Here is a 25,158-nt window from a genome sequence, read left to right as displayed (position 1 = left end):
GGATATGGACATCCGTGTTTCGGGACATCAGGTCGAAACTGGTGAGGCTCTGCGAACCCATGTCGAGGATCGGCTACAGGCCATCGCCGACAAATATTTCTCCCGCAGTATCTCGGCGCACGTGACCTTCGGTCGCGGCCAGCATGGAAATGGCTTTGGCTGCGACATCGTCGCCCATGTGATGCAGGGCGTGATCCTGAAGGGACATGGCAGCGCGATGGACGCGCACCCCGCCTTCGATCAGGCCGCCGATCGCATCGAAACCCAGCTGCGCCGCTATATGAAGCGGCTGAAGGACCGGCACAGCGCGCAGCCGGCAGGCGCCCTCAACGGCTATGACGACAATGCCGGTTATACGGTGTTCGAATCCCCGGTGGAGGAAGAGGTCGAGACCGACAATCCGCTGATCATCGCCGAAACCCGCGTCGACGTGCCCGATGCCAGCGTCTCCGACGCGGTGATGATGCTCGATCTTCGCAACACCAATGCGCTGCTGTTCAAAAATAGCGGTACGGGAACCTTTAATATGGTGTATCGGCGCACCGACGGATCGATCGGCTGGGTGGAGCCCGCCCGAACGGCCTGAAGGAAGTTGCAGCACCACGAATGACCATTGCCCGATCGACGGATGATCTGAGCGACCTGCTCGTGCCGCAGGCCGTGCAGCAGGGGCTCGTCGTCCCCAACAAGAAAGCGTTGTTCCAGCAGCTTGGCGGTGTCGCCGCCAAGCTGATCGGAATCGACGCGCGCGTGATCGTCGATCGGCTGTCCGAACGCGAACGGCTGGGGCCGACCGGCTTCGGCGATGGCGTCGCGATCCCCCACGGCAAGCTCGACGGGCTCGATCGGGTCGTGGGGCTGTTCGCGCGGCTCGCCTCGCCGATCGACTTCGCCGCGATCGACGATCTGCCGGTCGATCTGGTCTTCGTGCTGCTGTCCCCGGTCGATGCGGGTGTCGAGCATCTGAAGGCGCTCGCCCGCGTCAGCCGGCGGATGCGCGACAAGAGCTTCGTCGCCAAGCTGCGCGGCGCCGGATCGGACGACGCGCTCTACGCGCTGTTCGCGAGCGGCGAAGCGCGCGACGCGGCCTGATATGGCCCAGGGTTCTGCTGGGACTACGCCGCCGCCTTCGGGCGCCGAAGCCCATTATCGCGCGCTGGAATCGCTCTACGCCGCCGCGCCGATCAACCAATTGTTCAAATCGCGCCTCGAAATCGTCGAGGAAGGCTTTGCGCGGATCCATTTCGTCGTGGACGAGACGGTCTATCACGCCGCCGGCGCGGTTCACGGCACCACCTATTTCAAGATGCTCGATGACGCGGCCTTCTATGCGGCGAACAGCCTGGTCAGCGATTATTTCCTGCTGACGACCGCGTTCAATCTGCTGCTCACCCGCCCGATTCACGCCGGGCCGCTGGTGGCCGAGGGGCGCTGGGTCAGCGGCAAGCGCCGCGTGTTCGTCGCCGACGCGCGACTGGTCGATGCGGAGGGTGAGGAGGTCGCGCGCGGCACCGGCACCTTCATGCGTTCGCGCATCGCGCTCGCCGGGCTGCCGGGTTACCGCCAGAAGTGACCGAGACGCGGCCCGCCTCGGCGCTGCTCGTCTCCGCATTGATCCGCAAGATTCAGGATGAGGGCGGATCGGCGATGGTGCTGGCGCGCGGCGATGAGGTCGCGGGGTCGATCATCGTCGCACTCGCCGATCGCGGACAATCGCAAGGGCTGGTCGAGCGCGTCTGGCGATTCGAGGGCGGATTCGGCCTCGACAGCGTCGGCCCGGCCGATCCGATCGAGCAGACCGACTATATCGCCCGCCGCCGCCGCACCGATCCCGATCTCTGGGTGATCGAGGCCGATCATCGCGATGCGCGGGCGATCGTCGAGGCGTTGCTGGCTTAAAACCAGATTCGTCATTGCGAGCGTAGCGAAGCAATCCAGGCCCGCATGGGAGAGGCTCGCGACCTAACTCTAGTGCGGGCCTGGATTGCCGCGTCGCCTTCGGCTCCTCGCAATGACGAGGAGAAGGTGGCAAAAGTTCCACAAATGTTCTAATCGGTGGCGATGGCCAGCCTTCCTGCCGACATCGATTCGACTCTCGCGCCGCTCGTCGCCATCGATGTCGCGCGCGGCGTGGCGAAGCTGTTTCTGCGCGCTGAATTGATGCCGATGCCCGAAGTGCCGCTGGGCAATGGCCGCCGCGCCGATCTGATGGCGATCGATCCCAAAGGGTGCATCACGATCGTCGAGATCAAGGTGTCGCGCGCCGACTTGCTCGGCGATGCGAAATGGCCGGATTATCTCGACTTTTGCGATCGCTATTTCTGGGCGGTGCCGGCCGGGTTCGATCTCAGCCCGTTCGACGATCCCGCCTTCCGTCCCGACATCGCCGGTCTGATCGTCGCCGATCGCTATGACGCCGCGGTGTTGCGCGAACCGGCGTTGCGCCCGCTTTCGGGATCACGCCGCAAGGCCGAAACGCTCCGCTTCGCCCGTCGGGCCGCGCGGCGGCTGTGGGGCGATCTCGATTGCGCGGGGGATGGCCTGGGTTAGAGGTCGACCCCGTCGAGCGCGGCGCGCAGTTCGTCGAGCCACACCTTGGCATTGCCGTCCGACGGCGCGCGCCAGTCGCCACGCGGGGACAGCGCCCCTGCCCCCGACACCTTCGGCCCGTTCGGGATCGCCGACCGCTTGAACTGGCTGGTCGTGAAGAAGCGCCACAGGAAGCTTTCGAGCCAGCGGTGGATCGTCGCCATGTCATATCCGTTGCGCTTGTCCGCCGGGAAACCGATCGGCCACAGCCCGGCATCGGCATCATGCCACGCATGCCAGGCGAGGAAGGCGACCTTCGACGGTGGCAGGCCGAGCCGCGCGATATGATGCAGGAAGAAATCGTGCAGCTCGTACGGGCCGATCTTCGCTTCGGTGCTCTGGATCGCGCCATCGGCGTCGGCGGGCACCAGTTCGGGCGATATTTCGGTCGCGAGGATCGCGGTCAACAGGTCGCCCGTCGCGGTATCGAACTGCCCACTCGTCACGCTCCAGCGAATCAGGAACTGAATCAGTGTCTTGGGCACGCCGGCGTTGACGGCATAATGGCTCATCTGATCGCCGACGCCATAGGTGCACCAGCCAAGCGCAAGCTCGCTCAGGTCGCCCGTGCCGACGACGAAGCCGTCGCGCTGGTTGGCGAGGCGGAACAGATAATCGGTGCGCAGCCCCGCCTGCACATTTTCGAAGGTGATGTCATAGGTCGGCTCGCCGCTGGCGAAGGGATGGCCCATGTCGGTCAGCATCTGGCGCGCGGCCGGGCGGATATCGATCTCGTCGGCCGTCGCACCCAGCGCCTTCATCAGCGCCCAGGCATTGGCCTTGGTCGCCTCGCCGGTCGCGAAGCCTGGCATGGTGAAGGCCAGGATCGCCGATCGCGGCAGGCCCAGCCGGTCGCACGCCTTGGCTGCGACCACCATCGCATGCGTCGAATCGAGCCCGCCCGACACGCCGATCACCATCGTCTTGGCACCCGACGCCTCGACCCGCTTGGCGAGCCCCGCGACCTGGATGTTGAACGCCTCGTAGCAATCGAGATCGAGCTTCTCGGCATCGTCGGGCACGAAGGGGAAGCGAGCGACGGGGCGCTTCAGCCCGATATCGGCGAAGCCGGGCTTGTGATCGAAGGTGACGCGGCGGAATGCGGTCTCGGGATGGCCGACCGCCATCGCATTGTCGTTGAACGTCCCCGTCCGCATCCGTTCGAGCCGCAGGCGGCCGACATCGACATCGGCAATGATCAGCTCGGATTCGGTGTCGAAGCGCCCCGATTCGGCAAGGGTTTCGCCGAGTTCGTGAATCATCGCCTGCCCGTCCCACGCGAGGTCGGTCGTGCTCTCGCCGGGGCCGCTCGCCGAATAGGCATAGGCGGCGATCGCGCGCACCGATTGCGAGGCGCTGAGCAACGCCCGCTCGCGCGCCTTGCCGATGATGATGTTAGATGCGGACAGATTGGCCAAGATCAGCGCGCCCGCCATCGCGCCCATCGTCGACGGCGGCAGCGGCGCCCAATAATCCTCGCAAATCTCGATGTGGAAAACGAAGTCGCGCAGGTCGTTCGCGGCGAAGATCTGATCGGGGCCGAAGGGCACCTCCTGCCCGCACAGATCGATCGTCAGGCCGACAAGATCATAGCCGAGCGCGAACCAGCGCTTTTCATAATATTCGCGATAATTGGGCAGGTAAGACTTCGGAACCACGCCCAGAATCCGGCCCTGCGATATGGCGATGGCCGTATTGTAGAGCCGCCCGCTGCGCCGGATCGGGGTGCCCACCAGCAATACGGGCTTCAGCTTCGCGCTCGCAGTGACGATCTTGCCCAGTTCGGTCTCGACCCGATCGAGCAGGGCGTCCTGCAGATGCAGATCGTCGATCGCGTAGGAGGACAGGCACAGTTCGGGCAGGACGAGCAGGTCGACGCCCTCGGCATCGGCGCGCTGCGCCAGATCGAGGATCGCGGCGGCGTTCGCGCCGACATCGCCGACGGTCGCGACGGGCGTGCCTGCGCCTACACGGACAAAACCGTGGCTGTGAATCGATGCGAAGTCGTTACGGGCGCTCATAAGCACGCGCTTACAGCGTGCTGAAGATAAAGGCCAATATCGGTCAATCAGGCGTTGAAGATATCAGGCGTCGAGCATCACCCGGTTACGCCCGCTCTCCTTGGCGCGATACAAAGCGGTGTCGGCACGGCGCAGCAACGTGCCCGGCGAATCCGCATCCTCCAGCATCGCGATGCCGCCCGAAAAGCTCAGGCGGCCAAGCGACTGGCCGGTGTTCGTGACCTTCAATTCGCGCGACGCGATCACGGTTCGAACCTTGTCGAGCATTGCGCGCGCGGCTTCGGGATCGGCGCGTTCGAAGATCAGCACGAATTCCTCGCCGCCATACCGCGCGCAGAATCCGTCATTGGTCGCGCGCGCCAGCGAGCTTCCGACGAACTTGATCACCTCGTCGCCGATCTGATGGCCGTGCGTGTCGTTGAATTGCTTGAAATGATCGATGTCGCAGATCGCGAGCGCGAGCGGGGTCTTCTGCCGCCGCGCATTTTCCAGCGCGATGCGCAGCTGATGATCGAAAGCACGGCGATTCGGCAGGCCGGTCAGCGGATCGCTGTTGGCGGTGCGGTGCGCGGCGGCCAGATCGTCGTGCAGCGACTTGATCTGCGCTTCGGTGCGGCGAAGCTCGTCCTCCGCTGCGCGGGTCTTGTCGATCATCGCCTTGGTCAGCCCGACCAAGGTGTCGACCGTCATCCCCGGATCTTCCACCGACAGGCCGGCGGCGCCGCTTTCCAGGTCGGCGGCATAATCGCGCGCTTCGTCGCCCGATCGGGTGACGACCGCGCTCACCTGCTCCAGCAGCCCGCGCGCGCTTTCGGCCATGTCGGACAGATTGCCGCTGTCGAGGCCCGAGCGAACCTGCGCGTTGATTGCGGTCATCGCGGCGGCGGTGATCCGGCCATCCTTGCGGACAGCCTTGTCGATCAGGCCCACGATGGTGCTGTCACCGCTCAGATAGCGGTGGCAAAGCTCGAAATTCTCAGGAGTCGGCTCGATATCGTTCGAAAAAAGCAGCTCGCCAATACGGTCGTAGAGGCGACGCCACTCGCCTCTCTGTGCGGACGATTCGATGATCTTGTCCTGATGCACGCCGTCGGGGTTCCTGTTTTATCTCCCGACCTGACTAGAGCCCGCTTTGATTATATCCGGTTAATGACGCGGCGATCCTGTCCTAAAATTTGCGCCAGTGTCCGGTCTCCATCCACGACAGAAGCGGCTTCAGCGGCAGGATCCAGACGATCCCCAGGAATGTATAGACCACGGCCTGAACCAGCGCGGGAAGCCGCTCGATCAACGGCGACGCCAGCAGGACCAGAACCGACCAGATCACGATCAGTGCCAAAATGAGGAACATTCCGAAGGGTTTGCGCCAACTTGGTTCGCTCATTACTTAAAGCCCTGATGCAATAGTTTGCGTTCGGTGCAGATCAGGTCGAGCGGCTGGTCCCACGGATCGCATGGCACCACATCCACCTGCTGCACGCTCCAGGCGATGCCAAGCCGCCTCGCGGTGCGATTAGCCGCGAATGCGCGATCATAGAAGCCCGCCCCCTGCCCGATTCGCATGAAACGCGAATCGAATCCCAGCAGCGGGGTCAGGATCAGATCGGGCGTCACTTCGGGCGCGTCGGCCGGGGGCTGCAGCAGGTTGAACCAGCCGCGCTCCAGCGGATCGCCCGGCGCCCAGCGCAGGAAGCGCATCGGCCGGTCGCGGCCGTCGACATAAGCCAGCGCCGTCGTCGCCCCATTGGCGGCCCCGCGCGCGAGCATCGCCATGCAGGAGATTTCGGATCCAAGGCCGATATAGCCGGCGATGATCTTGGCGGCGGCGATCGTTTCGCCCGCGCGATCGGCGAGCGCCGCTTCGGCCGCTTCGCGTTCGCCGGGCGCCATCGCGATCACGAAGGCGTCGCGTTTCGCGCGCAGTTCGGCACGCAGCGCCGCCTTTTCCTCAGGCTTCGTCATATATGGTGCGGGTGGCGGGACCGCCGTGGTCGTTTGCTGGAATATCCTCTGACGCCGTTAACGTCAGGTGGGGACCATGTGCTTCGGACCAGGATCCTAACAGGGACAGCCCCCTTTGGATGTGAATCGCCTCAGGGATGTTCGCTGCAGCTCGTGCCGGGCAGTACCCGCCGTCCCCTATGTAGGATGCCGCGCCCGCAGGCTCAAGCGTCGCTGTTAAGACGATCCGCAAGTCGCTCCATCCGTTCGGCAATCCGTTCGATCGCCTGCGCATAGCCCGGATCGAGTTCGGCGGGCTGGGGCGCCGCGGCAGGTGCCGTCTGGTGCGACTTGGCGTCGTTCAGCTCGTCGGCGAGCAGGATCGCGCTCATCAGCAGCACGCGCGCCTCGGTCATGTCGCCGATCGCGCGGGTGATGTCGCCTGCCTTGCGATCGACCATGCTGGCCAGCGCGCGCAGCTGATCCTCTTCGCCATCCCGGCAGGCGAGCTTGTAGCGGCGGCCCCCGACCGCAACGTCGACTTCGGCCATCAGCCGTTCCCCAGCAGGCGATCGATGCGCTCGATCGCGGTCTCGGTGGTTTCGCGCAAGGTACGGTGCCGTTCGGCAAGACGAAACAGCGCCTCGCTCTCGTCATGCGACAAAGTTCGCGGGCCGGAATCGAGTCCCTGCTCCACGCGCACAAGCGCTCGTTCGAGGCGGCCCAGCGCCAGCATCAGGCTTCGATCGTCCATCATCGACCGAAATAGCAGGCTGATCGTCGCCCGCAAGCCGCCCAAAGGCCCATCCTTGGTTGACGATAGGGCCGCGACAGGACAAAGGGTCGCGCGGTTGGGGGTCGCGATCGCGCGGCACTTTGCCATTTCAGTGTCCGCTCCCGCGCAAGGTCTTCAGATGAGTGTAACGCCACGCCAGCTCGCCAACGCCATCCGGGCGCTGTCGATGGATGCCGTGCAGGCCGCCAATTCGGGTCATCCCGGCATGCCGATGGGCATGGCCGACGTCGCGACCGAATTGTTCACCAATCATCTGAAGTTCGATCCGCTTCAGCCCAAATGGGCCGATCGCGACCGTTTCGTGCTGTCGGCCGGGCATGGATCGATGCTGATCTATTCGCTGCTGCACCTGACCGGCTATGCGCGCCCGACGATCGAGGACATCGCCAATTTCCGCCAGCTGCACAGCCCGTGCGCCGGCCACCCCGAGAATTTCGAACTGGCGGGCGTCGAGGCGACCACCGGGCCGCTGGGTTCGGGCCTGGCCACCGCCGTCGGCATGGCGATCGCCGAACGCCACCTGAACGCCACCTTCGGCAACGACGTCGTCGATCACCGTACCTGGGTTCTGGCCGGCGACGGCTGCCTGATGGAAGGCGTGAACCATGAGGCGATCGGCCTCGCCGGGCATCTCAAGCTCGGCAAGCTGATCGTGCTGTGGGACGATAATCGCATCACCATCGACGGCGCGGTGTCGCTGTCGTCGTCCGAAGACGTGATGGCGCGCTATGCCGCGACCGGCTGGCACACCGTCGCCTGCGACGGGCATGACGCCGCGTCGATCGCCAAGGCGCTGGAAGCGGCGAAGGCCGATCCGCGCCCGTCGATCGTTCAATGCACCACGATCATCGGCTTTGGCGCGCCCAACAAGCAGGGCACGTCGGCCACGCACGGTTCGGCGCTGGGCAATGATGAAGTCGCCGCGACCCGCAAGGAACTGGGCTGGACCTCCGAACCGTTCGTCATCCCGACCGACATCGCCGAGGCCTGGCGCGCCGCCGGTCATCGCGGCACCGCGGTCCGCTCGGCATGGGAAGCGCGCCTCGTCGCACATCCCGATCGCGCCGAGTTCGAACGGCGCATGGCGGGCAAGTTGCCTGCCGACTTCTCGCTCCAGCCCTATCTCGAAGGGCTGATCGCGAATCCGCAGAAGGTCGCGACCCGCAAGGCATCCGAAATGGTGCTCGGCCCGATCAACGATCAGCTGGCCGAGACGATCGGCGGTTCGGCCGATCTTACCGGTTCGAACAATACCAAGACCAAGGGGCAGGCGCCGCTGACCGCCGATGATTATAGCGGTCGCTATATTTATTACGGCATCCGCGAATTCGGCATGGCCTGCGCGATGAACGGCCTTGCGCTCCACGGCGGTGTGATTCCCTATGGCGGCACCTTCCTGGTCTTCTCCGACTATTGCCGCGCCGCGATCCGCCTGTCGGCGCTCCAGCAGCAGCGCGTCGTCTATGTGATGACGCATGACTCGATCGGTCTGGGCGAAGACGGCCCGACCCACCAGCCGGTCGAGCATCTGATGAGCCTGCGCGTGATGCCGAACATCGACGTCTATCGCCCGTGCGACGTGATCGAGACGGCCGAATGCTGGCAGCTCAGCCTCGAAAAGGCCGACGGCCCCTCGCTGCTCGCTCTGTCGCGCGAAGGCCTGCCGCAGCTGCGCACAGACATTTCGAAGAACTTCTCGGCGCTCGGCGCCTATCGCCTCAAGCCCGCCGCCGCCGCGCGCAAGGTGGTGCTGATCGCCAGCGGTTCGGAGGTCGAAATCGCGGTCGCGACGGCGGCGAAGCTTGAAGAAGCCGGCATCGGTGCCGATGTCGTGTCGATGCCCAGCTGGGAACGCTTCGACGCGCAGGACGAAGATTATAAGGACGGCATCCTGCCGGCCGACGCGCTGCTCGTCTCGATCGAGGCCGGCACGACGATCGGCTGGGAACGCTATGTCGGCCGCAAGGGCCTGCGCTTCGGCCTCGACGGCTTCGGCGCCTCGGCTCCCGTTAAGGCCCTCTATGACCATTTCGGCCTGACCGCCGACAAGATCGCCCCGCAGATCATCGGGGCTCTCACGCACTGAGCAAGGAGTAAGCGAGTATGGCCGTGAAGGTTGCGATCAACGGATTCGGGCGCATCGGTCGCCTGGTGGCACGCGCTATTCTCTCGCGTACCGACCATGACCTCGAACTGGTCGCGATCAACGATCTGGGCGACGCCAAGGCCAATGCTCTGCTTTTCAAGCGCGACTCGGTCCACGGCAACTGGGCCGGCGACGTCGGCGTTGATGGCGACAGCCTCGTCATCGACGGCAAGAAGATCAAGGTGACGGCGGAGCGCGATCCCGCCAATCTGCCGCACGCGGCGCTGGGCGTCGACATCGCGCTCGAATGCACCGGCATCTTCACCGACAAGGCGAAGGCGAGCGCGCACCTGACCGCCGGCGCCAAGCGCGTCGTGATCTCGGCCCCCGGCACCAATGTCGACAAGACGATCGTGTTCGGCGTCAACCACGACAAGCTGACCGCCGACGACATCGTCATTTCGAACGCCAGCTGCACCACCAACTGCCTGGCGCCGCTCGCCAAGGTGCTGAACGATGCGCTGGGCATCGAAAGCGGCTTCATGACGACGATCCACAGCTACACCAACGATCAGAACACGCTGGATCAGCTGCACAAGGATATGCGCCGCGCCCGCGCCGCTGCCCTGTCGATGATCCCGACCACCACCGGCGCCGCCCGCGCGGTGGGCGACGTTCTGCCCGAACTGAAGGGCAAGCTGGATGGTTCGTCGGTGCGCGTGCCGACCCCGAACGTCTCGGTCGTCGACCTGAAGTTCATCGCCAAGAAGGACACCACGGTCGCCGAAGTGAACGGCCTGCTCAAGGCGGCGTCGGAAGCCGGCCCGCTCAAGGGCGTGCTGGGCTATTCGGACGAGCCGCTGGTCTCGATCGACTATAATGGCGATCCGCGCAGCTCGACCGTCGACAGCCTCGAAACCGCCGTCGTCGATGGCAAGCTGGTCCGCGTGCTCAGCTGGTACGACAATGAATGGGGCTTCTCGAACCGCATGATCGATACCACCGGTATCGTGGCGAAGTTCCTCTAAGAACCATCGGGGCGGCCCCAAGGGCCGCCCCTTTCTTTTCCTCGATCAAGGTGCCGGCATGACCTTCAAGAGCCTCGACGACATCGGCGATATCAAGGGCAAGCGCGTCCTGGTCCGTGAGGACCTCAACGTGCCGATGGACGACGGCAAGGTCACCGACGATACCCGCCTGCGCGCCGCCGCGCCGACGATCGCCGAACTGGCGGACAAGGGCGCGATCGTGCTGATCCTCGCCCATTTCGGCCGCCCCAAGGGCGAGCGTAACCCCGACATGAGCCTGGCGATGGTCACGACGCCGCTGCGCGACGTTCTGGGCCGCGACGTGCGCTTCATCGGCGATTGCGTGGGCGAACAGGCTGAGGAAGCGGTCGCGCAGCTCCAGCCCGGCGACATCGCGATCCTCGAGAACACCCGCTTCCACAAGGGCGAGGAGAAGAACGACCCCGCACTCGCCAAGGCGATGGCGAAGCTGGGCGATCTCTACGTCAACGACGCCTTCTCGGCCGCGCATCGCGCGCATGTCTCGACCGAAGGGCTCGCGCATATCCTGCCCGCTTATGCTGGTCGCTCGATGCAGGCCGAACTCGAGGCGCTCGAAAAGGCACTCGGCAAGCCCGAACATCCGGTGATGGCGGTCGTCGGCGGCGCCAAGGTTTCGACCAAGCTCGACGTGCTCAAGCAGATGGTGACCAAGGTCGATCATCTCGTGATCGGCGGCGGCATGGCGAACACCTTCCTCGCCGCGCGCGGGATCAATGTCGGCAAGTCGCTGTGCGAACATGACCTGAAGGACACCGCGCTCGAAATCCTCGACGCGGCGGATAAGGCCGATTGCACCGTCCACCTGCCCTATGACGTGGTGGTGTCGAAGGAATTCCGCGCCAATCCGCCGGTCCGCACGGTCAACGTCCACGAAGTCGCGGATGACGAGATGATCCTCGATTGCGGTCCGTCCGCCAGCGAGCAGATCGCCGACGCGCTCAAGACCTGCAAGACGCTGGTGTGGAACGGCCCGCTCGGCGCGTTCGAAATGGCGCCGTTCGATACCGCGACGATGGCACTGGCGAAGATCACCGCCGCGCTCACCAAGTCGGGCTCGCTCATCTCGGTCGCGGGCGGCGGCGATACGGTCGCGGCGGTCAACGTCGCCGGTGTCGCCGACGATCTGACCTTCGTGTCGACCGCGGGCGGCGCCTTCCTTGAATGGATGGAAGGCCGCGAACTGCCGGGGGTCGCCGCTCTCGGCTGATGATCACGATCCGCGCCATCGACCATGTCGTGTTCCGGGTCGTCGACCTCGAACGGATGGCGCGATTCTACACCGACGTGCTCGGCGCGCGCTTCGAGAAGCATCAGGAGGCGATCGGCCTCTATCAGCTTCGGGTAGGCGACGCGCTGATCGATCTGATACCGGTCGACGGCCAATTGGGCGCCAAGGGCGGCGCGGCGCCGGGGATCGAGGGCCGCAACGTCGACCATATCTGCTTCCGCGTCCTGCCCTGGGATGGCGAAGCCATTTTGAGAGAGCTGGAGGGGCATGGAATCGCGGCCGAAATCGCCTCGCGCTACGGCGCAGAAGGCGAAGGGCCGTCGATCTACCTCACCGATCCTGAAGGCAATATGCTGGAGCTCAAGGGGCCACCCTGGGCGCCGGTGCCGAAACCGAACTGAACCACCACTATCCACCGGAGGCCAGCCGATGACGATTGACCAGAAGACGAGCGAAAAGGTTGCGAAGGGCGACGGCTTCATCGCCGCGCTCGACCAGAGCGGCGGTTCGACCCCGAAGGCTCTCAAGGGCTATGGCATCGACGAGAGCGCCTGGTCCGACGAAGCCGGCATGTATGCGCTGATCCACGACATGCGCAGCCGCATCATCACCTCGCCCGTCTTCACGGGTGACAAGGTGCTGGGCGCGATCCTGTTCGAACGCACGATGGACGGCCAGGTCGATGGCAAGCCGACCCCGCAGGCCCTGCTCGATCGCGGCGTCATCCCCTTCATCAAGATCGACAAGGGTCTTGAGGACGAAAAGAACGGCGTCCAGCTGATGAAGCCGATGCCTGAACTCGACGCTTTGCTCGCCAAGTCGAAGGCGCTGGGCGTTTACGGCACGAAGGAGCGTTCGGTGATCAACCTCGCCAATCGCGAGGGTATCGCCGCTGTCGTCAAGCAGCAGTTCGAAATCGGCCAGCAGGTGCTCGCCGGCGGCCTCGTGCCGATCATCGAGCCCGAAGTGAACATCAAGAGCGCCGAGCGCGCCGAAGCCGACCAGATCCTGCTCGAAGAGCTGGTGAAGGCGCTCGACGCAATGACCGGTGACGACAAGGTGATGCTCAAGCTGTCGCTGCCGACCAAGCCGGGCCTGTTCCAGCCGCTGGTCGATCATCCGCGCGTGCTGCGCGTCGTCGCGCTTTCGGGCGGCTTCGAACGCCCCGAGGCCTGCGTCGAACTCGCCAAGAATCCGGGCATCATCGCCAGCTTCAGCCGCGCTCTGCTCAACGATCTGCGCCACAGCATGACCGATGACGAGTTCAACGCGTCGCTGGGTCAGGCGATCGACGACATCTACACCGCTTCGGTCAAGAAGACGGTCTGATTTGCGGGCGGGCGGATGGTGATCCATCCGCCCGCTTCGCCCGGGCGCCATTCTGCGCTAGGGGCGTCGGCATGACCGACGAAGATTTCGACGATGAACTCCGCCTCGATCCCGGCTTTGCCGATCGGTTCGAACGCGATGAGAAGAAGCCCGCCTGCCAGCTCTATCTGATCTCGCCCCCGCGCATCGATGCGGGTTTTGCTGAGGTGCTGAAGGCCGCGCTCGATGCGGGGCCGGTCGCGGCGTTCCAGCTGCGGCTCAAGGGGATCGACGAACATGCGATCGCCGATCTCGCCAGGCCGCTGCAGGCGATCTGCGCGGACAAGGGGGTCGCCTTCATCGTCAACGATTCGATCGGGCTGGCGAAGCGGCTCAATGCCGACGGCGTCCATCTGGGGCAGGAGGATGGCGACGCGCGCGAGGCGCGGCAGATTCTCGGGCCGCAGGCGCAGATTGGCGTGACCTGCCACGACAGCCGGCACCTTGCGATGGAAGCGGGTGAGGCTGGGGCCGACTATGTCGCCTTCGGCGCCTTCTACCCAACCGAGACCAAGGAAACGAAGCACCGGCCGGAACTCTCGATCCTCGGCTGGTGGTCGACCCTGTTCGAAGTGCCGTGCGTCGCGATCGGCGGGGTCACGCCGGACAATGCCGCGCCGCTCGTCGCGGCGGGCGCCGATTTCCTCGCAGTCAGCGGTTCGGTGTGGAACGCGCCCGACGGTCCGGCGGCGGCGGTGAAACGCTTCGCCGCCGTGCCGGGAATGGGGGCGTAAGGCAGGATCAGCTCCGCTGATCCTGCGGCGGGCGCGGCTGACGCGAAATGGTCCGGCTGGCGGCGGACGAAGGCGTTGGCGTCGAGCCAGCCATTGCCCAGCGCCAGGCCATAATTCGCCTCGATATCGATCTCACGCCCCTTGGGCGCGAGGTTGAGCGTCGAGCGGCCATAGCCGACGGTGCCGGTGTCATAATCGTAGCTGGTCGGCAGGTTGAGCTTCAGCCCGCCCGACGCCACGCGCAGCGGCTGCGAGACGCGCAGGCCGAAGCGGCGGGTGGCGCCGAAATGGCTCAGGTCGATCGCGAAAGCGTTGCTCGCGATGCGGCCGCCGCTCAGCGGGCCGACCCGATCGACCATCGTCCAGCCCTGTCGTGCGGCAAGCGCCGCCTGCCAGCCCCGGCCCAGATCATAAGCCGCGCGCAGGTCGATCGTCGCGGTCGAGGCACCCCCGCCGCCCAGCGCCGCGCCGAAGCGCGCGCCGAGGACCGAGCTGTCCTCGCGCATTATGCCCACGCCCGCCGCCAGCGACAGCGCGCCGAAGCGGCGATCGAGCCGGGCGCTCGCCGCGGTGAAGTTCGCGACGTTGCGGTTGCGCGCGATGCGCAGCGGCGCGGTCGATCCGCTTTCGCCCGCCAGCGTCAGGCCGGCAAAGCCGAGGTCACGACGTAGCGCGAGCGACGGCCCGCGCACGCTCGCCATGCCGAAGGTCGATGTCGCATCGCGTGCGACGATGAAGGGCAGCTCGGCGCGCCCGTCGAGCATCGCCGAAAGGTGTGCGGCGCCCTCGCGGAAGCCGAACAAAGCCTGCGCGCGATCGCCGACGCGGGCCAGAACGCGCGCCGACAGCATCCGCGCCGCGCGGGCCGAATTGGGATCGAGGCCCAGCGCCTGCACGTCGGCCGGCACGAAATTGCGATCGGCGCCGACGTTGATCGACACCGCGATCGGGCCGGAGGACAGGCCGGTCGAACGCATCCCGCCGACCAGCGCATTGCCCAGCGGCCGCGCGCCGGGGCTTGCCGCCAGAGTGCGGCCGAGATCGAGATCATAAGCGCGGCCATAGCCGTCGAGGATTACTGCGCGCGCGCCGTTCGAAGCCCCGCTCTGCGCCGCATCGCCCATCGCGGGTGCGGTGACGCCGTTGGTCGACGTGGTCGAGACGGGGACAGAGCTGCCCGCCAGGCTCGACTGGCCCTGCGGCTGGAAAGCCTTGGCGAGGTTCAGCACGCCGCGCCCGAAGACGCTGTCGACGCCGCTGTCGCCCGCATCGGTGGCGGTGGCGTAGAGCAGGTCGACGATCTGCTTGCCGGTCAGCGTCGGGAAAGCCTGCGCCAGCACCGCGACCGCACCCGCGATCGTCGGCGCCGAATAGGATGTGCCGCTGTAGAAGAAGTCCTTGCCTTCCTGGTTGAAGGCACGGACGGCGTCGCCCAACGCGGTCAGATACACGCTGCCATAGCTGCCCGCCTTGTTCGAAAAGCTGGAGATCGTGCCGTCGGCGCCGCGCGAACCGGCGATAATCACCATGCCGTTCATGCCGCTGGCGGCCGCCATCTGCGCGAAGGCGTCGGGATCGGCCGCACCTTCATTGCCGGCCGAGATCACAACGACGATGCCCGCCTGCGCGGCCTGGCGCACCGCGCTGATCAACGTATTGCTGGCCGCATAGCCGCCCAGCGAAATGTTGATGACGCGCGCGCCGTTGGTGCGGGCGAGATCGACGCCGCGGGCGATCGCCGAATCGGGGTGGCTGCAGCCCTTGTCCGACGTGCAGCTGCCGACGGCGTCGGTGCGCGCGACGAGCAGGGTCGCATCGAACGCGACGCCCATGATGTTGCTGCCCTGGCGCCCTGCCGCGGCGACGGCGGCGACCGAGGTGCCGTGCCCGCCCTCGTCGCCGATGCCGCGGCCGCCGACCATGTCCGCGCTCGCCGCGTCGATGCGGCCGCTGAACTGACCCAGCGTGTCGGTCAGGCCGCTGTCGACGACGGCGATCTTCACGCCCTTGCCGGTCGCGCCATTCTGATAGGCGGTGATCGCGCCGGACGATGTCACCGCGTTGGAACGGCGATATTCGGCGTCGTCATAATTGACCGACGATTTCTGGGTCGCGGGAGTCGGCAACGTCGTGGTCGACGTGCTGCTGTTGGTCGTCGTGCTCGTCGTCGGCGCGGTGGTGACGTTGGTCGACGGCGTCGTCGAATCGGTCGTCGTCGATCCGGTGCTGGTGCTCGTGGTCGGTGCGGGTGTCGAACTGACGCCGCCGCCCCCGCCGCCGCACGCAGACAACAGGATCATGGGCAGGGTGGCCGCGCACAGGCGGACCCCGAACTCATTACGCATACAACGCTCCGCGAACTGGAAATCGGAAGCGATCATCGCGCAATCGTTTAAAGATAGGCTTAACGCCGCCTTCACCATGATCGCTTGCGGCTTTCACGAGCAGCGCCTAGTCGCCGCAGCGCATGATCCCCGCGCTCTCACATGTCGATTGCTGGATCTTCGATCTGGACAATACGCTCTACCCGGCGTCGGCCGACCTGTTCGGCCATATCGACGTGCGCATGGGCCTCTACATCCAGCGGTTGCTGGGCGTGGACCCTGACGAGGCGCATCGGATCCAGAAGGGCCTGTTCCGCGATCACGGCACGACCCTGTCGGGGCTGATGACGACGCACGACATCGATCCGCACGAGTTCCTGGCCTTCGTCCACGACATCGAAATGGATTCGCTGGCCGAGGATCGCCGGTTGATCGAGGGCATCGCCGAACTGCCCGGCCGCAAGCTGATCTTCACCAATGGCGATCGCGATTATGCGGGCCGGGTGCTGGGCAAGCTGGGCCTGTCGACCACGTTCGAAGCGATCCATGACATCCACGCCTGCGCCTATCAGCCGAAACCCCACGCCGCGAGCTATGCCAGCATGGTCGATGCGCTGCGGGTGAATCCGACGAGCGCATTGTTCGTCGATGATATGGCGCGCAACCTGAAGCCCGCCAAGGCGATCGGGCTGACGACGGTGTGGGTGAACAACGGATCGGATCATGGCGATCACGGCCATGAACCCGACCATATCGATTTCGAGATCAACGATGTCGGCCACTGGCTCGACGAGATTTTAGGGAAGATCAAATGAGCGGATTGCAGGCGACGATCGAGCAGGCGTGGGAAGATCGTGACGGTATCGGTTTCGATACCAAGGGCGCGGTGCGCGATGCGGTCGAAGAGGCGCTGCTGGCGCTCGACGCGGGCACGATGCGCGTCGCCGAAAAAGGCGCGGACGGCTGGGTCGTCAATCAGTGGCTCAAGAAGGCGGTCCTCCTCTCCTTCCGCCTGAACGACATGGAACTGATCCCCGGCGCGCCGGGCGGCGCCAGCTGGTGGGACAAGGTGCCGTCGAAGTTTGCGGGCTGGGGCGAGGCTGAATATCGCGCCGCCGGCTTCCGTGCGGTTCCCGGTTCGATCGTCCGCCGTGGCGCACACATCGCCAAGGGCGCGGTGCTGATGCCCAGCTTCGTCAATCTGGGTGCGTATGTCGGTGAAGGCACGATGGTCGATACCTGGACGACCGTCGGCAGCTGCGCGCAGATCGGCAAGAACGTCCATCTGTCGGGCGGCGTCGGCATCGGCGGCGTGCTGGAGCCACTGCAGGCCGGCCCGGTCGTGATCGAGGACAATTGCTTCATCGGCGCGCGTTCGGAAGTCGCCGAAGGCGTCATCGTCGAAGAAGGCGCGGTGCTGTCGATGGGCGTCTATCTGGGCGCGTCGACCAAGATCGTCGATCGCGCATCGGGCGAGATCTTCGTCGGCCGCGTGCCGTCTTATTCGGTGGTCGTGCCGGGCACGCTGCCGGGCAAGGATGGCGGTCCTGGCCTCTATTGCGCGGTGATTGTGAAGCGCGTCGATGCGCAGACCCGTAGCAAGACCGGCATCAACGAACTGCTGCGGGATTAAGGCCCGATGCCGTCATCCCCGTGTTGGGCGGGGATGACGGCGGGGGAAAGCTTATCGCGCGATCTGCGCGAGCGCGGCGACCTGGCGCGCGCTGTAACCGAATTCCTGCAGGCGCGCGGTCATGTCGGCGATGTCGGCGCGGGCGCGGACCTTGCAGACGAAACGGCGCAAAGTTTCCAGACGCGGATCGGCCAGCGGCATCTTGGGTGCGAGGCCGGTCATCGTCTGGAACAGGCGGCTCAGCCAGCCCTTGGGCTCGCCGCGATCGTTCGCCTCGCGCATCGCGAGCGACACGACCTTCCATTCGAGCGCCGAAAACAGGTTGGTGGTCCGCTTGCCGTCGATCGCCATGATCGGTCTCCGTTGAACTGTTAACCAATGTAATGCCGATTCGCGCCTGAACGCGCTGTGACGGACGCCACAATCTACGGTTCATCTTCGACTTTCGGTTGCAACGCGATTAAGGGCGGCGGCAATTCGGATAAGCAGGACCAAACACCATGAGCGACACGCCCCCCGACCACCTCTCGATCAACCCGGCCAGCCCGTATTATGACGGCGCGCTGCTCGAACGCGGCGTCGGCATCCGCTTCAAGGGCGTCGAGAAAACCAATGTCGAGGAATATTGCGTGTCCGAAGGCTGGATCCGCGTCGCCGTCGGCAACACCCGCGATCGCAAGGGCAATCCGCTGACGATCAAGCTCAACGGTCCAGTCGAACCCTATTTCCGCGACGACGCCGCACCTGAGGCGACCGACGCCGAATGACCGCAGTTCGGATCGCATCGGACGGCATAGCGGCGGAGATTGCGCCGCTGGGTGCCGAACTGGTGCGGCTGACCGACGCTGACGGGCGCGACTGGCAATGGGGCGGCGATCCCGCCGTCTGGGCCGGTCGCGCGCCGATCCTCTTCCCGATCGTCGGCACGCTGCGCGATGATTCCTTCCGCTGGCAGGGCACGCGCTACAATCTGCCCCGCCACGGCTTTGCGCGCCGATCGACCTTCGCACTGGTCGATCATGCGGCCGATCGCGTCACCTTCCGACTCGAATCGGATGCGGCGACGCTGGCCGTGTGGCCCTTCGCCTTCCAGCTCGACATGGATTATGCGGTCGCCGGCTCGACGCTGACGATGACCGCGAGCGTCCGAAACCCATCGGCCGATCCGATGCCCGCTTCGTTCGGCTATCACCCTGCCCTACTGTGGCCGTTGCCCGGTGGCGCACCGCGCGATGCGCACGAAATCCTGTTCGACAAACCCGAATCGGCGCCGGTCCGCCGGCTCGATGCCGATGGCCTGGTCGATCCCGCGCCGCGGCCTTCACCGGTCGATGGCAACAGTCTCGCGCTGTCCGATTCGCTGTTCGCAGCGGATGCGCTGATCCTCGATCGGCCCGCATCCGACCGACTCATCTATGGCGCGCCGGACGGTGGCCGGGTCGCGGTCGGCTATCCGGGCATGCCCCAGATCGCCTTCTGGCAGAAGCCGGGCGCCGGCTATCTCTGCATCGAGCCGTGGCACGGATTGTCCGATCCAGCAGGGTTCGACGGCGATATCTTCGAAAAGCCGGGGATGGCGATCATCGACGGCGGCGGCGAACGGCGCTTCACCATGACGATCGAGCTATTGCCCTGAAATGGATCGGCCCGGCGTCTCCAGGGTCGAGACGTCGGGCCGCTACCAAGTTCCGATCGGGTGCGTCGCCGTTACGCAACGGGGCGGCGCAAACCGAATACGGGATACAACGCTTACGCAACTGCACTCTACGCCGTGCAACTTACTCGTCATCTAAGGCGGCATCCCCGCGCCCGAAGTGACGAGGATCACAATGCCCGCCGATTCGACAAAAATTCGCGACTGGAACTGGTTAATCGCTGGAAACCACGATTTTTCCGCCGCTTGACGGGGGAAGGCGCCAGACCCACATTCCGGGCATGGAAAAGCCCAAGCTCACCGAGGCCGAATGGCGCGAGCGCCTGTCGCCGATGCAATATCATGTGCTGCGCGAAGCGGGGACGGAGCGCGCCTTCACTGGCGAATATTGGAATAACCATGACAGCGGCGACTATGTCTGCGCGGGTTGTGGCGCCCCCCTGTTCGAAAGCGACGGCAAATATGATTCGGGCTGCGGCTGGCCGAGCTTCGTCGAACCTTCGGTGGGCGAAAACGTCACCGAACATCGCGACGTCAGCCACGGCATGATCCGCACCGAGGTCCGCTGCGCGAATTGCGAGGGGCATCTGGGCCATGTCTTCCCCGATGGCCCGCGCGATCGGGGTGGCCTGCGCTACTGCATCAATTCGGCGTCGATCGACTTCAAGAAGGCCGAATGACCGAAAACGGCCGTTCACCCGGCCGCAAGCTGTCTTAGTCTAGCGATACGGTTCGGCGCGACGATGCTTGTGGCGCGGGGGTTAAGGCGATAGGGGCGCGTTCGGTGACATCTGGTGTCATTTCCTTGGCCGATCGGGTTCCTTCATGGGCTGGCTGAAGACCGCCGCCAAATATTTGCTGCTGCTGATGCTCGCGGGGCTGGGTGCGCTCGTGATCGCGGTTCTGATCGCGATGGCGTCGCTGCCGGGCTTCGACGAGCTGAAGTCGAGCCCCAACGGCCAGATGGTCCGCGTCCGCGCCGCCGATGGTTCGGTGATCGTCTCGCTCGGGCCGAGCTATGGCGACTGGCTGACCGGCGATCAGATCCCCGAATCGATGAAGACCGCGATCGTCGCGGTCGAGGATCGCCGCTTCTACATGCACCCCGGCATCGATCCGGTCGGCATTGCGCGCACCATTTGGGTCGCCAAGCGGCTGCATGACGAAGGCCGCCGCCTGCAGGGCGCATCGACGATCACCCAGCAGCTGGCCCGCAACCTGTTCCTCACCAACGCCTATAGCGCCGGCCGCAAGCTGCGTGAGGTGGTGCTGGCGCTCGCGATGGAGCGCAAATTCTCCAAGGCGCAGATCCTCGAACTCTATCTGAACCGGGTCTATTTCGGTGGCGGCGCTTATGGCGTCGATGCCGCGAGCCGCAAATTCTTCGGCCATCCGGGCAGCAAGATGAGCATGGGCGAGGCGGCGATCGTCGCAGGCCTCGTCAAGGCGCCGTCCAATTACTCGCCCACCGCCGATCGCGACGCCGCCGTCGGCCGCGCCAAGGTGGTGCTGGAGGTTATGCAGGATGCCGGCGCGATCACCGCGTCTGAGGCCGAGTCCGCCGATCCCGAAAAGGTTCGCCTTGCGCCCGAGACCGATCAGAATGCGGTCCGCTATTTCACCGACTGGGCGCTCGCGCAGCTCGATGATCTGGTCGACGAACGCACCCAGCCGATCGACGTGTGGACCACGATCGATCCGGCGATGCAGGTCGCGGCCGACAAGGCGATCCGTGCCGATACGCCCGAAGGCGCACAGGGCGCGCTGATCGCGCTCGATCGCGACGGTGCGGTGCGTGCAATGGTTGGCGGGCGCGACTATGTCTCGTCGATCTACAACCGCGCCACGGCGGCGCAGCGCCAGCCGGGGTCTGCGTTCAAGCTGTTCGTCTATCTGACCGCGATGGAAGCCGGGATGAAGCCCGATACGCCGGTGGTCGACGAACCGGTGACGATCGACGGCTGGAGCCCGCGCAACTCGAACCGCGAATATGCCGGGCCAATCGACATCCGCACCGCCTTCGCCTTCTCGATCAACACGGTCGCGGCCAAGCTGGGGTCCGAAGTCGGCTTCTCCGCGATTGCGGACATGGCGCACCGCTTCGGTGTGGGGACCGAGATCAACACGCACCCCTCGATGGTGCTGGGCACGTCCGACGTCCGCCTGATCGACATGACCCGCGCCTTCGCCGCCGTCGCGCGCAAGGGCGTGGCCGTCACGCCCTATGGCATCGTCAAGGTGACGACCGCCAAGGGCGACATGCTGTACGAGCATAAATCCGACGACAATCGCGTCCTCGTCGCCCCCTGGGTCGCGGCGGAAGTGACCGATCTGCTCCAGACCGCGGTCAACACCGGCACGGCGCGCGCCGCGCAGATCGGCCGTCCGGTCGCGGGCAAGACAGGCACGACATCGTCGAACAAGGACGGCTGGTTCCTCGGTTTCTCCAGCGGGATCACCACCGGCGTGTGGATGGGCCGCGACGATGCCAAGCCGATTCCCGGCCTGCAGGGCGGCCGCGCGCCCGCGCGCGCGTTCGCCGATTTCATGCGCGTCGCCGTCGCCAAGCGCCCGGTCGAACAGTTCGAAACGCAGGTGACATTGCCCGAATGGCAGCTCGAGCCCGACGAGGAAGCCTATTTCGGCGAACCCGATGAAGGGATGACGCAAAGCCCCGATTCGGTGATGGATCAGGCGCTCGACGCCGCGGGCGTGCCCGACGATCAGCCGGCGCCCGCCGCACCGCAGCCGTCAGCGGCCCCGCCACCGCAGGCGCGCCAGCCGCGCACCGAACTTGACGGTCAGTTTCTCGACGGCATCGTCGGGCGCGGGGGCGAACGCCCCGCCCAGCGTCAGGGATCGCGCCCCAACCAGTGAAGCGAGGCGCCGTTGGCGCGCAGCCACGAGCGCTCGGGTGAAGGATCGCGGCCCAGCAGGCGTTTCACGGCGGCGTGGAAGGCGGGGCTGTGATCCATGTGCAGCCGGTGCGCCACCTCATGCGCCGCCGTCGCCTCCAGCACTTCGTAAGGCGCGAGGATCAGCCGCCAGCTATAGCGTATGTCGCCGCGCGCCGAACAACTGCCCCAGCGCGATCGCGGATCGCCCACCGCGACTCCGGTGACGGTAATGCCCGCCAGCGCGGCGAATCGGTCGGTCTCGGCTTGTAGCCGCGCCAGCGCCTCTTTCTTGAGCCAGCGGACCAGCCGGGTCGCCAGCATGTCCTGCGGCCCCGCGACGAGCAGCCGATCGCCGTCGCGCTTCACGCCGCGCCCGCTTACCAGTGTGACGGTCAGCGGCTCGCCCGCGACCTCGATCACCGTTCCGTCGGTCAGTGCCCGTGTCGGCGGCAGCGCGCCCAGCTGATGCTCGATCCAGTCGCGCTTCGCCTCGGCCCAGCGCAGCGCCTCGCGCATCGATCCGCGCTTGGGTAGCACCAGCCGCACGCCCCCGTCGCGCGGATCGACCGACAGCCGCATCCGCCGCGCCAGCGGGGATCGCAGGATCTGCAACGTCCGCGTCCGCCCGCCGCCGTGGAAAATAAGATCAGAGCTCACGATCGATGAGGTGATATTCGAGATCGTCGCCCACATCGCTTTCGGACACCGTCCAGCCGCGCACCGACACCTTCGCGGTGTGAACCGCCTCGCGATCGCCGCACACCAGATAATGCCAGTCGGCCAGCGGCTTGCCCTCGTCGATCAGGCGATAGGCGCAGGTGGAGGGCAGCCAGTCGATCTCGCGCAGCTTGCGCGGGGTCAGGCGCACGCATTCGGGGACGAAGGCGTGGCGATGCTTGTAATTGCTGCACTGGCCGCTGCGCCGATCGAGCAATTTGCAGGCGACGTTGGTCGCCATCAGCTCGCCGGTCTCCTCATCCTCCAGCTTGTGCAGGCAGCATTTGCCGCACCCGTCGCACAGGGATTCCCATTCGGCCCGGCTCATCTCGTCGAGCCTCTTGGTCTCCCAAAAGGGCTTCTGGTCGGTCACTTCACCCAGCGTTTCATCTCCGCCGCCATTTCTTCGGGCGACTTGTCCTGCGGGATCAGCGCCAGCGGCGCGCCGGTAGGATCGAACAGCACCATCTGGGTCGAATGGTTCATCAGATAATTGTCGCTGCCATCCTTGGTAGGCACCTTGGCGTGGAAGACGGCGAACTCCTTCGCCACCGCGTCGATCTCGGCCTGCGTGCCGGTCAGCCCGATCAGGCGGGGGTGGAAGGCGGGAACATAGGCCTTGAGGACGGCCGGCGTATCGCGCGCGGGATCGATGCTGATGAAGATCGGCTGGATCTTCGCGGCGGCGGCGGCATCCTCCTTTTCCAGCGCGCGCATCCCCTGCCCCATCTTCTGCAGATCGGTGGGGCAGATGTCGGGGCAGAAGGTGTAGCCGAAATAGACCAGCCGATATTTGCCGGCGAAGGCCGTGTCGCTCACGCGCTTGCCGTCCTGATCGGTCAGCGTGAAGGGGCCGCCGATTCGCGCGCCCGCCAGCGGGGGCGTCTCGCTGCCGCCGCTGCACCCGATCGGGCCGCCCAGGGCGAGCGCTGCGGCAATGGCGATGAGGGCGAAACGGTTGCGATACGGTTTGTTCATGGCGGCGCCAGCCATGCTTTGCTATGCGCCCCCTTTCAAGAGCGACGAGCCTCAGGGACCAGACAGTCAGATGAAATATGCGACATCGAAGGCGGCGCGGGTGATCGGCAAGGCGGCGATCGTCGCGGCGGCCACGCTGATGGCAACCGGCCCGGCGATGGCGCAGTTTTCCGACAGTTATAATTTCCTGAAGGGCGTGCGCGACGCCGACGGCACCGAAGTGACCAAGGCGCTCGACAAGAGCGCGAACGGCATCATCAACACGCGCGATTATTCGACGGGCGAATCCGCGCTCCACATCACGGTGAAGCGTCGCGACATGACGTGGACCACCTTCATGCTCGCCAAGGGCGCGAACCCGAACGTGAAGGACCAGCAGGGTGAAACCCCGCTGATGGCCGCCACCCGCGTCGGCTTCATCGAAGGCGCGAACCTGCTGATCGAACGCGGCGCGCAGGTCGATCTGGCCAACGGCAATGGCGAAACCCCGCTGATCGTCGCGACGCAGGCGCGCAACGTGCCGATGGTGCGCATCCTGCTCACCGCCGGCGCCGATCCGAAGAAGGGCGATCGCATTTCGGGCAAGTCCGCGCTCGATTATGCGACCAGCGATCCGCGCGCGGCCGCCGTCCTCAAGGTGCTGCAGGAAGCGCCTGCCGCTGCGAAGCCCAAGCCGAAGATCGCCGGCCCTGGCCTCTAGCGCGCAGCCTTCCGCCGGCTGAGGGCGGCAATGCACGAGGCGCGGTCGATATCGTCGCCGGCGGGCGATCGCGCATCGATGTGGGTGACGACCGGCTCGCGGCCCGCTGCTGGCGGATAGAGATAGGCGTCCAGCACGCACACCGTGCTAGCATATTGCAGCTTGCGCGCGGGCGGTTCGCGCATGTCCTGATCTGGATTGCCAAACAGGGCGATCAGCGCGCGGGCATCGTGCCCCATCACGCGATCCAGCCCCATGTCGACGCGCACGGGTGGCGGCGGGGCGCTGACCACCGGAACACCGGTTCCGCCACAGGCGGTAAGCATCAGGCTGAGGACGAGCAGGGGGATCGAACGCTTCATGCCGCCTGACAGCATTTTTCCGGCACGGTTCGCAAGCAGAGATGCGCCGGGCCGCTTTGC

At 65.7% G+C, this 25,158-nt stretch carries 29 protein-coding genes and 1 pseudogene; 18 read left to right on the top strand and 12 right to left on the bottom strand.

All coding sequences use genetic code 11. From position 1 onward, the window contains the following. Positions 1-4: 4 nt before the first annotated feature. From hpf to EOD43_RS01475, 5 genes are all read left to right on the top strand, one after another. On the top strand, positions 5-586 hold the full coding sequence (gene hpf, locus EOD43_RS01495) for a ribosome hibernation-promoting factor, HPF/YfiA family (RefSeq protein ID WP_127740416.1): 582 nt from the start codon (positions 5-7) through the stop codon (positions 584-586). 20 nt (positions 587-606) lie between these two features. After that, positions 607-1,092 (top strand): PTS sugar transporter subunit IIA, encoded by a 486-nt coding sequence (locus EOD43_RS01490; RefSeq protein ID WP_127740414.1) that lies wholly within the window; start codon positions 607-609, stop codon positions 1,090-1,092. Between the two features lies 1 nt (position 1,093). After that, positions 1,094-1,573, top strand: a complete 480-nt coding sequence (locus tag EOD43_RS01485; protein WP_127740412.1) for a PaaI family thioesterase — start codon at positions 1,094-1,096, stop codon at positions 1,571-1,573. After that, positions 1,570-1,899 carry a DUF1491 family protein gene (locus EOD43_RS01480; protein WP_127740410.1) on the top strand — a complete coding sequence of 110 codons (330 nt, stop codon included), beginning with the start codon at positions 1,570-1,572 and terminating at the stop codon, positions 1,897-1,899. The genes EOD43_RS01485 and EOD43_RS01480 overlap by 4 nt, the downstream gene beginning before the upstream one ends. Positions 1,900-2,061: 162 nt before the next feature. Continuing rightward, a complete protein-coding gene (locus EOD43_RS01475) occupies positions 2,062-2,550 on the top strand; it encodes an MmcB family DNA repair protein (RefSeq protein ID WP_127740408.1) in 489 nt (162 codons plus the stop codon). Here the strand turns inward: EOD43_RS01475 and EOD43_RS01470 are convergent. The 6 genes from EOD43_RS01470 to EOD43_RS01445 all read right to left on the bottom strand — a co-directional run bounded on the left by EOD43_RS01470 (position 2,547) and on the right by EOD43_RS01445 (position 7,350). Continuing rightward, positions 2,547-4,610: an NAD(+) synthase gene (locus EOD43_RS01470; protein WP_127740406.1), complete on the bottom strand. Its 2,064-nt coding sequence runs from the start codon at positions 4,608-4,610 to the stop codon at positions 2,547-2,549. The genes EOD43_RS01475 and EOD43_RS01470 overlap by 4 nt on opposite strands. A 63-nt stretch (positions 4,611-4,673) precedes the next feature. Further along, complete coding sequence (locus tag EOD43_RS01465; protein ID WP_127740404.1) at positions 4,674-5,696, bottom strand: GGDEF domain-containing protein; 1,023 nt, start codon at positions 5,694-5,696, stop codon at positions 4,674-4,676. Positions 5,697-5,778: 82 nt separating this feature from the next. Beyond that, the gene (locus EOD43_RS01460; RefSeq protein ID WP_127740402.1) at positions 5,779-5,994 is read right to left on the bottom strand and encodes a DUF2842 domain-containing protein; all 216 of its coding nucleotides are present in this window, start codon (positions 5,992-5,994) and stop codon (positions 5,779-5,781) included. Further along, positions 5,994-6,572, bottom strand: coding sequence for a 5-formyltetrahydrofolate cyclo-ligase (locus EOD43_RS01455; protein ID WP_127740400.1), 579 nt, complete (start codon positions 6,570-6,572; stop codon positions 5,994-5,996). Before EOD43_RS01455 ends, EOD43_RS01460 begins: the two co-directional genes overlap by 1 nt. Before the next feature lie 203 nt (positions 6,573-6,775). Next, positions 6,776-7,102 (bottom strand): cell division protein ZapA, encoded by a 327-nt coding sequence (locus tag EOD43_RS01450; RefSeq protein ID WP_127740398.1) that lies wholly within the window; start codon positions 7,100-7,102, stop codon positions 6,776-6,778. Beyond that, complete coding sequence (locus tag EOD43_RS01445) at positions 7,102-7,350, bottom strand: hypothetical protein (RefSeq protein ID WP_127740396.1); 249 nt, start codon at positions 7,348-7,350, stop codon at positions 7,102-7,104. The genes EOD43_RS01450 and EOD43_RS01445 overlap by 1 nt, the downstream gene beginning before the upstream one ends. Positions 7,351-7,465: 115 nt before the next feature. On the opposite strand from EOD43_RS01445, the gene tkt reads away from it, so the two are divergent. The 6 genes from tkt to thiE all read left to right on the top strand — a co-directional run bounded on the left by tkt (position 7,466) and on the right by thiE (position 13,833). Further along, positions 7,466-9,433, top strand: a complete 1,968-nt coding sequence (gene tkt, locus EOD43_RS01440; protein WP_127740394.1) for a transketolase — start codon at positions 7,466-7,468, stop codon at positions 9,431-9,433. 17 nt (positions 9,434-9,450) lie between these two features. Then, the gene (gene gap / locus EOD43_RS01435; RefSeq protein ID WP_127740392.1) at positions 9,451-10,461 is read left to right on the top strand and encodes a type I glyceraldehyde-3-phosphate dehydrogenase; all 1,011 of its coding nucleotides are present in this window, start codon (positions 9,451-9,453) and stop codon (positions 10,459-10,461) included. A gap of 58 nt (positions 10,462-10,519) precedes the next feature. Continuing rightward, positions 10,520-11,710 carry a phosphoglycerate kinase gene (locus EOD43_RS01430; protein WP_127740390.1) on the top strand — a complete coding sequence of 397 codons (1,191 nt, stop codon included), beginning with the start codon at positions 10,520-10,522 and terminating at the stop codon, positions 11,708-11,710. Then, positions 11,710-12,132 carry a VOC family protein gene (locus EOD43_RS01425; RefSeq protein ID WP_127740388.1) on the top strand — a complete coding sequence of 141 codons (423 nt, stop codon included), beginning with the start codon at positions 11,710-11,712 and terminating at the stop codon, positions 12,130-12,132. The genes EOD43_RS01430 and EOD43_RS01425 overlap by 1 nt, the downstream gene beginning before the upstream one ends. Before the next feature lie 28 nt (positions 12,133-12,160). Then, a complete protein-coding gene (locus EOD43_RS01420) occupies positions 12,161-13,060 on the top strand; it encodes a fructose bisphosphate aldolase (RefSeq protein WP_127740386.1) in 900 nt (299 codons plus the stop codon). Positions 13,061-13,131: 71 nt separating this feature from the next. Then, a complete protein-coding gene (thiE, locus tag EOD43_RS01415) occupies positions 13,132-13,833 on the top strand; it encodes a thiamine phosphate synthase (protein ID WP_127740384.1) in 702 nt (233 codons plus the stop codon). Between the two features lie 1,241 nt (positions 13,834-15,074). Here thiE and EOD43_RS23930 read toward each other — a convergent pair. Beyond that, positions 15,075-16,133 (bottom strand): annotated as a pseudogene (locus tag EOD43_RS23930) (S8 family peptidase); the annotation flags it as partial. 167 nt (positions 16,134-16,300) lie between these two features. Here EOD43_RS23930 and EOD43_RS01405 point away from each other — a divergent pair. Further along, complete coding sequence (locus EOD43_RS01405; RefSeq protein ID WP_127740382.1) at positions 16,301-16,972, top strand: pyrimidine 5'-nucleotidase; 672 nt, start codon at positions 16,301-16,303, stop codon at positions 16,970-16,972. Further along, positions 16,969-17,790, top strand: a complete 822-nt coding sequence (gene dapD, locus EOD43_RS01400; protein WP_127740380.1) for a 2,3,4,5-tetrahydropyridine-2,6-dicarboxylate N-succinyltransferase — start codon at positions 16,969-16,971, stop codon at positions 17,788-17,790. Before EOD43_RS01405 ends, dapD begins: the two co-directional genes overlap by 4 nt. Before the next feature lie 51 nt (positions 17,791-17,841). Here the strand turns inward: dapD and EOD43_RS01395 are convergent, their stop codons facing one another. Next, positions 17,842-18,141, bottom strand: coding sequence for a hypothetical protein (locus tag EOD43_RS01395; protein ID WP_127740378.1), 300 nt, complete (start codon positions 18,139-18,141; stop codon positions 17,842-17,844). Positions 18,142-18,290: 149 nt separating this feature from the next. On the opposite strand from EOD43_RS01395, the gene EOD43_RS01390 reads away from it, so the two are divergent. The 4 genes from EOD43_RS01390 to EOD43_RS01375 all read left to right on the top strand — a co-directional run bounded on the left by EOD43_RS01390 (position 18,291) and on the right by EOD43_RS01375 (position 22,321). Then, positions 18,291-18,557: a DUF3297 family protein gene (locus EOD43_RS01390; protein WP_127740376.1), complete on the top strand. Its 267-nt coding sequence runs from the start codon at positions 18,291-18,293 to the stop codon at positions 18,555-18,557. Further along, positions 18,554-19,426, top strand: a complete 873-nt coding sequence (locus tag EOD43_RS01385) for an aldose 1-epimerase family protein (RefSeq protein WP_127740374.1) — start codon at positions 18,554-18,556, stop codon at positions 19,424-19,426. The genes EOD43_RS01390 and EOD43_RS01385 overlap by 4 nt, the downstream gene beginning before the upstream one ends. Before the next feature lie 299 nt (positions 19,427-19,725). Next, positions 19,726-20,124, top strand: coding sequence for a peptide-methionine (R)-S-oxide reductase MsrB (gene msrB / locus EOD43_RS01380; RefSeq protein ID WP_127740372.1), 399 nt, complete (start codon positions 19,726-19,728; stop codon positions 20,122-20,124). 145 nt (positions 20,125-20,269) lie between these two features. Then, complete coding sequence (locus tag EOD43_RS01375; protein WP_127740370.1) at positions 20,270-22,321, top strand: transglycosylase domain-containing protein; 2,052 nt, start codon at positions 20,270-20,272, stop codon at positions 22,319-22,321. Here EOD43_RS01375 and EOD43_RS01370 read toward each other — a convergent pair. Genes EOD43_RS01370 through EOD43_RS01360 form a run of 3 tightly spaced genes read right to left on the bottom strand, consistent with a single transcriptional unit; the run spans position 22,297 to position 24,036 of the window. After that, a complete protein-coding gene (locus tag EOD43_RS01370; RefSeq protein ID WP_240653038.1) occupies positions 22,297-22,998 on the bottom strand; it encodes a M48 family metallopeptidase in 702 nt (233 codons plus the stop codon). The two genes, EOD43_RS01375 and EOD43_RS01370, sit on opposite strands and share 25 nt — an antisense overlap. Continuing rightward, entirely contained in the window at positions 22,988-23,386 is a 399-nt protein-coding gene (locus tag EOD43_RS01365) for a YcgN family cysteine cluster protein (protein WP_240653215.1), read from the bottom strand. Before EOD43_RS01365 ends, EOD43_RS01370 begins: the two co-directional genes overlap by 11 nt. Positions 23,387-23,427: 41 nt before the next feature. Next, on the bottom strand, positions 23,428-24,036 hold the full coding sequence (locus tag EOD43_RS01360; protein WP_240653037.1) for an SCO family protein: 609 nt from the start codon (positions 24,034-24,036) through the stop codon (positions 23,428-23,430). 70 nt (positions 24,037-24,106) lie between these two features. Between EOD43_RS01360 and EOD43_RS01355 the strand changes: the two genes are divergently transcribed. Beyond that, complete coding sequence (locus EOD43_RS01355; RefSeq protein ID WP_127740364.1) at positions 24,107-24,736, top strand: ankyrin repeat domain-containing protein; 630 nt, start codon at positions 24,107-24,109, stop codon at positions 24,734-24,736. Here the strand turns inward: EOD43_RS01355 and EOD43_RS01350 are convergent. Next, complete coding sequence (locus tag EOD43_RS01350; protein ID WP_127740362.1) at positions 24,733-25,098, bottom strand: hypothetical protein; 366 nt, start codon at positions 25,096-25,098, stop codon at positions 24,733-24,735. The two genes, EOD43_RS01355 and EOD43_RS01350, sit on opposite strands and share 4 nt — an antisense overlap. Between the last annotated feature and the right edge of the window lie 60 nt (positions 25,099-25,158).

Source organism: Sphingomonas crocodyli, assembly GCF_004005865.1.
In the GTDB taxonomy this organism is placed as follows: Bacteria; Pseudomonadota; Alphaproteobacteria; order Sphingomonadales; family Sphingomonadaceae; genus Rhizorhabdus; species Rhizorhabdus crocodyli.
This window is presented reverse-complemented; position numbering and strand designations above follow the sequence as displayed.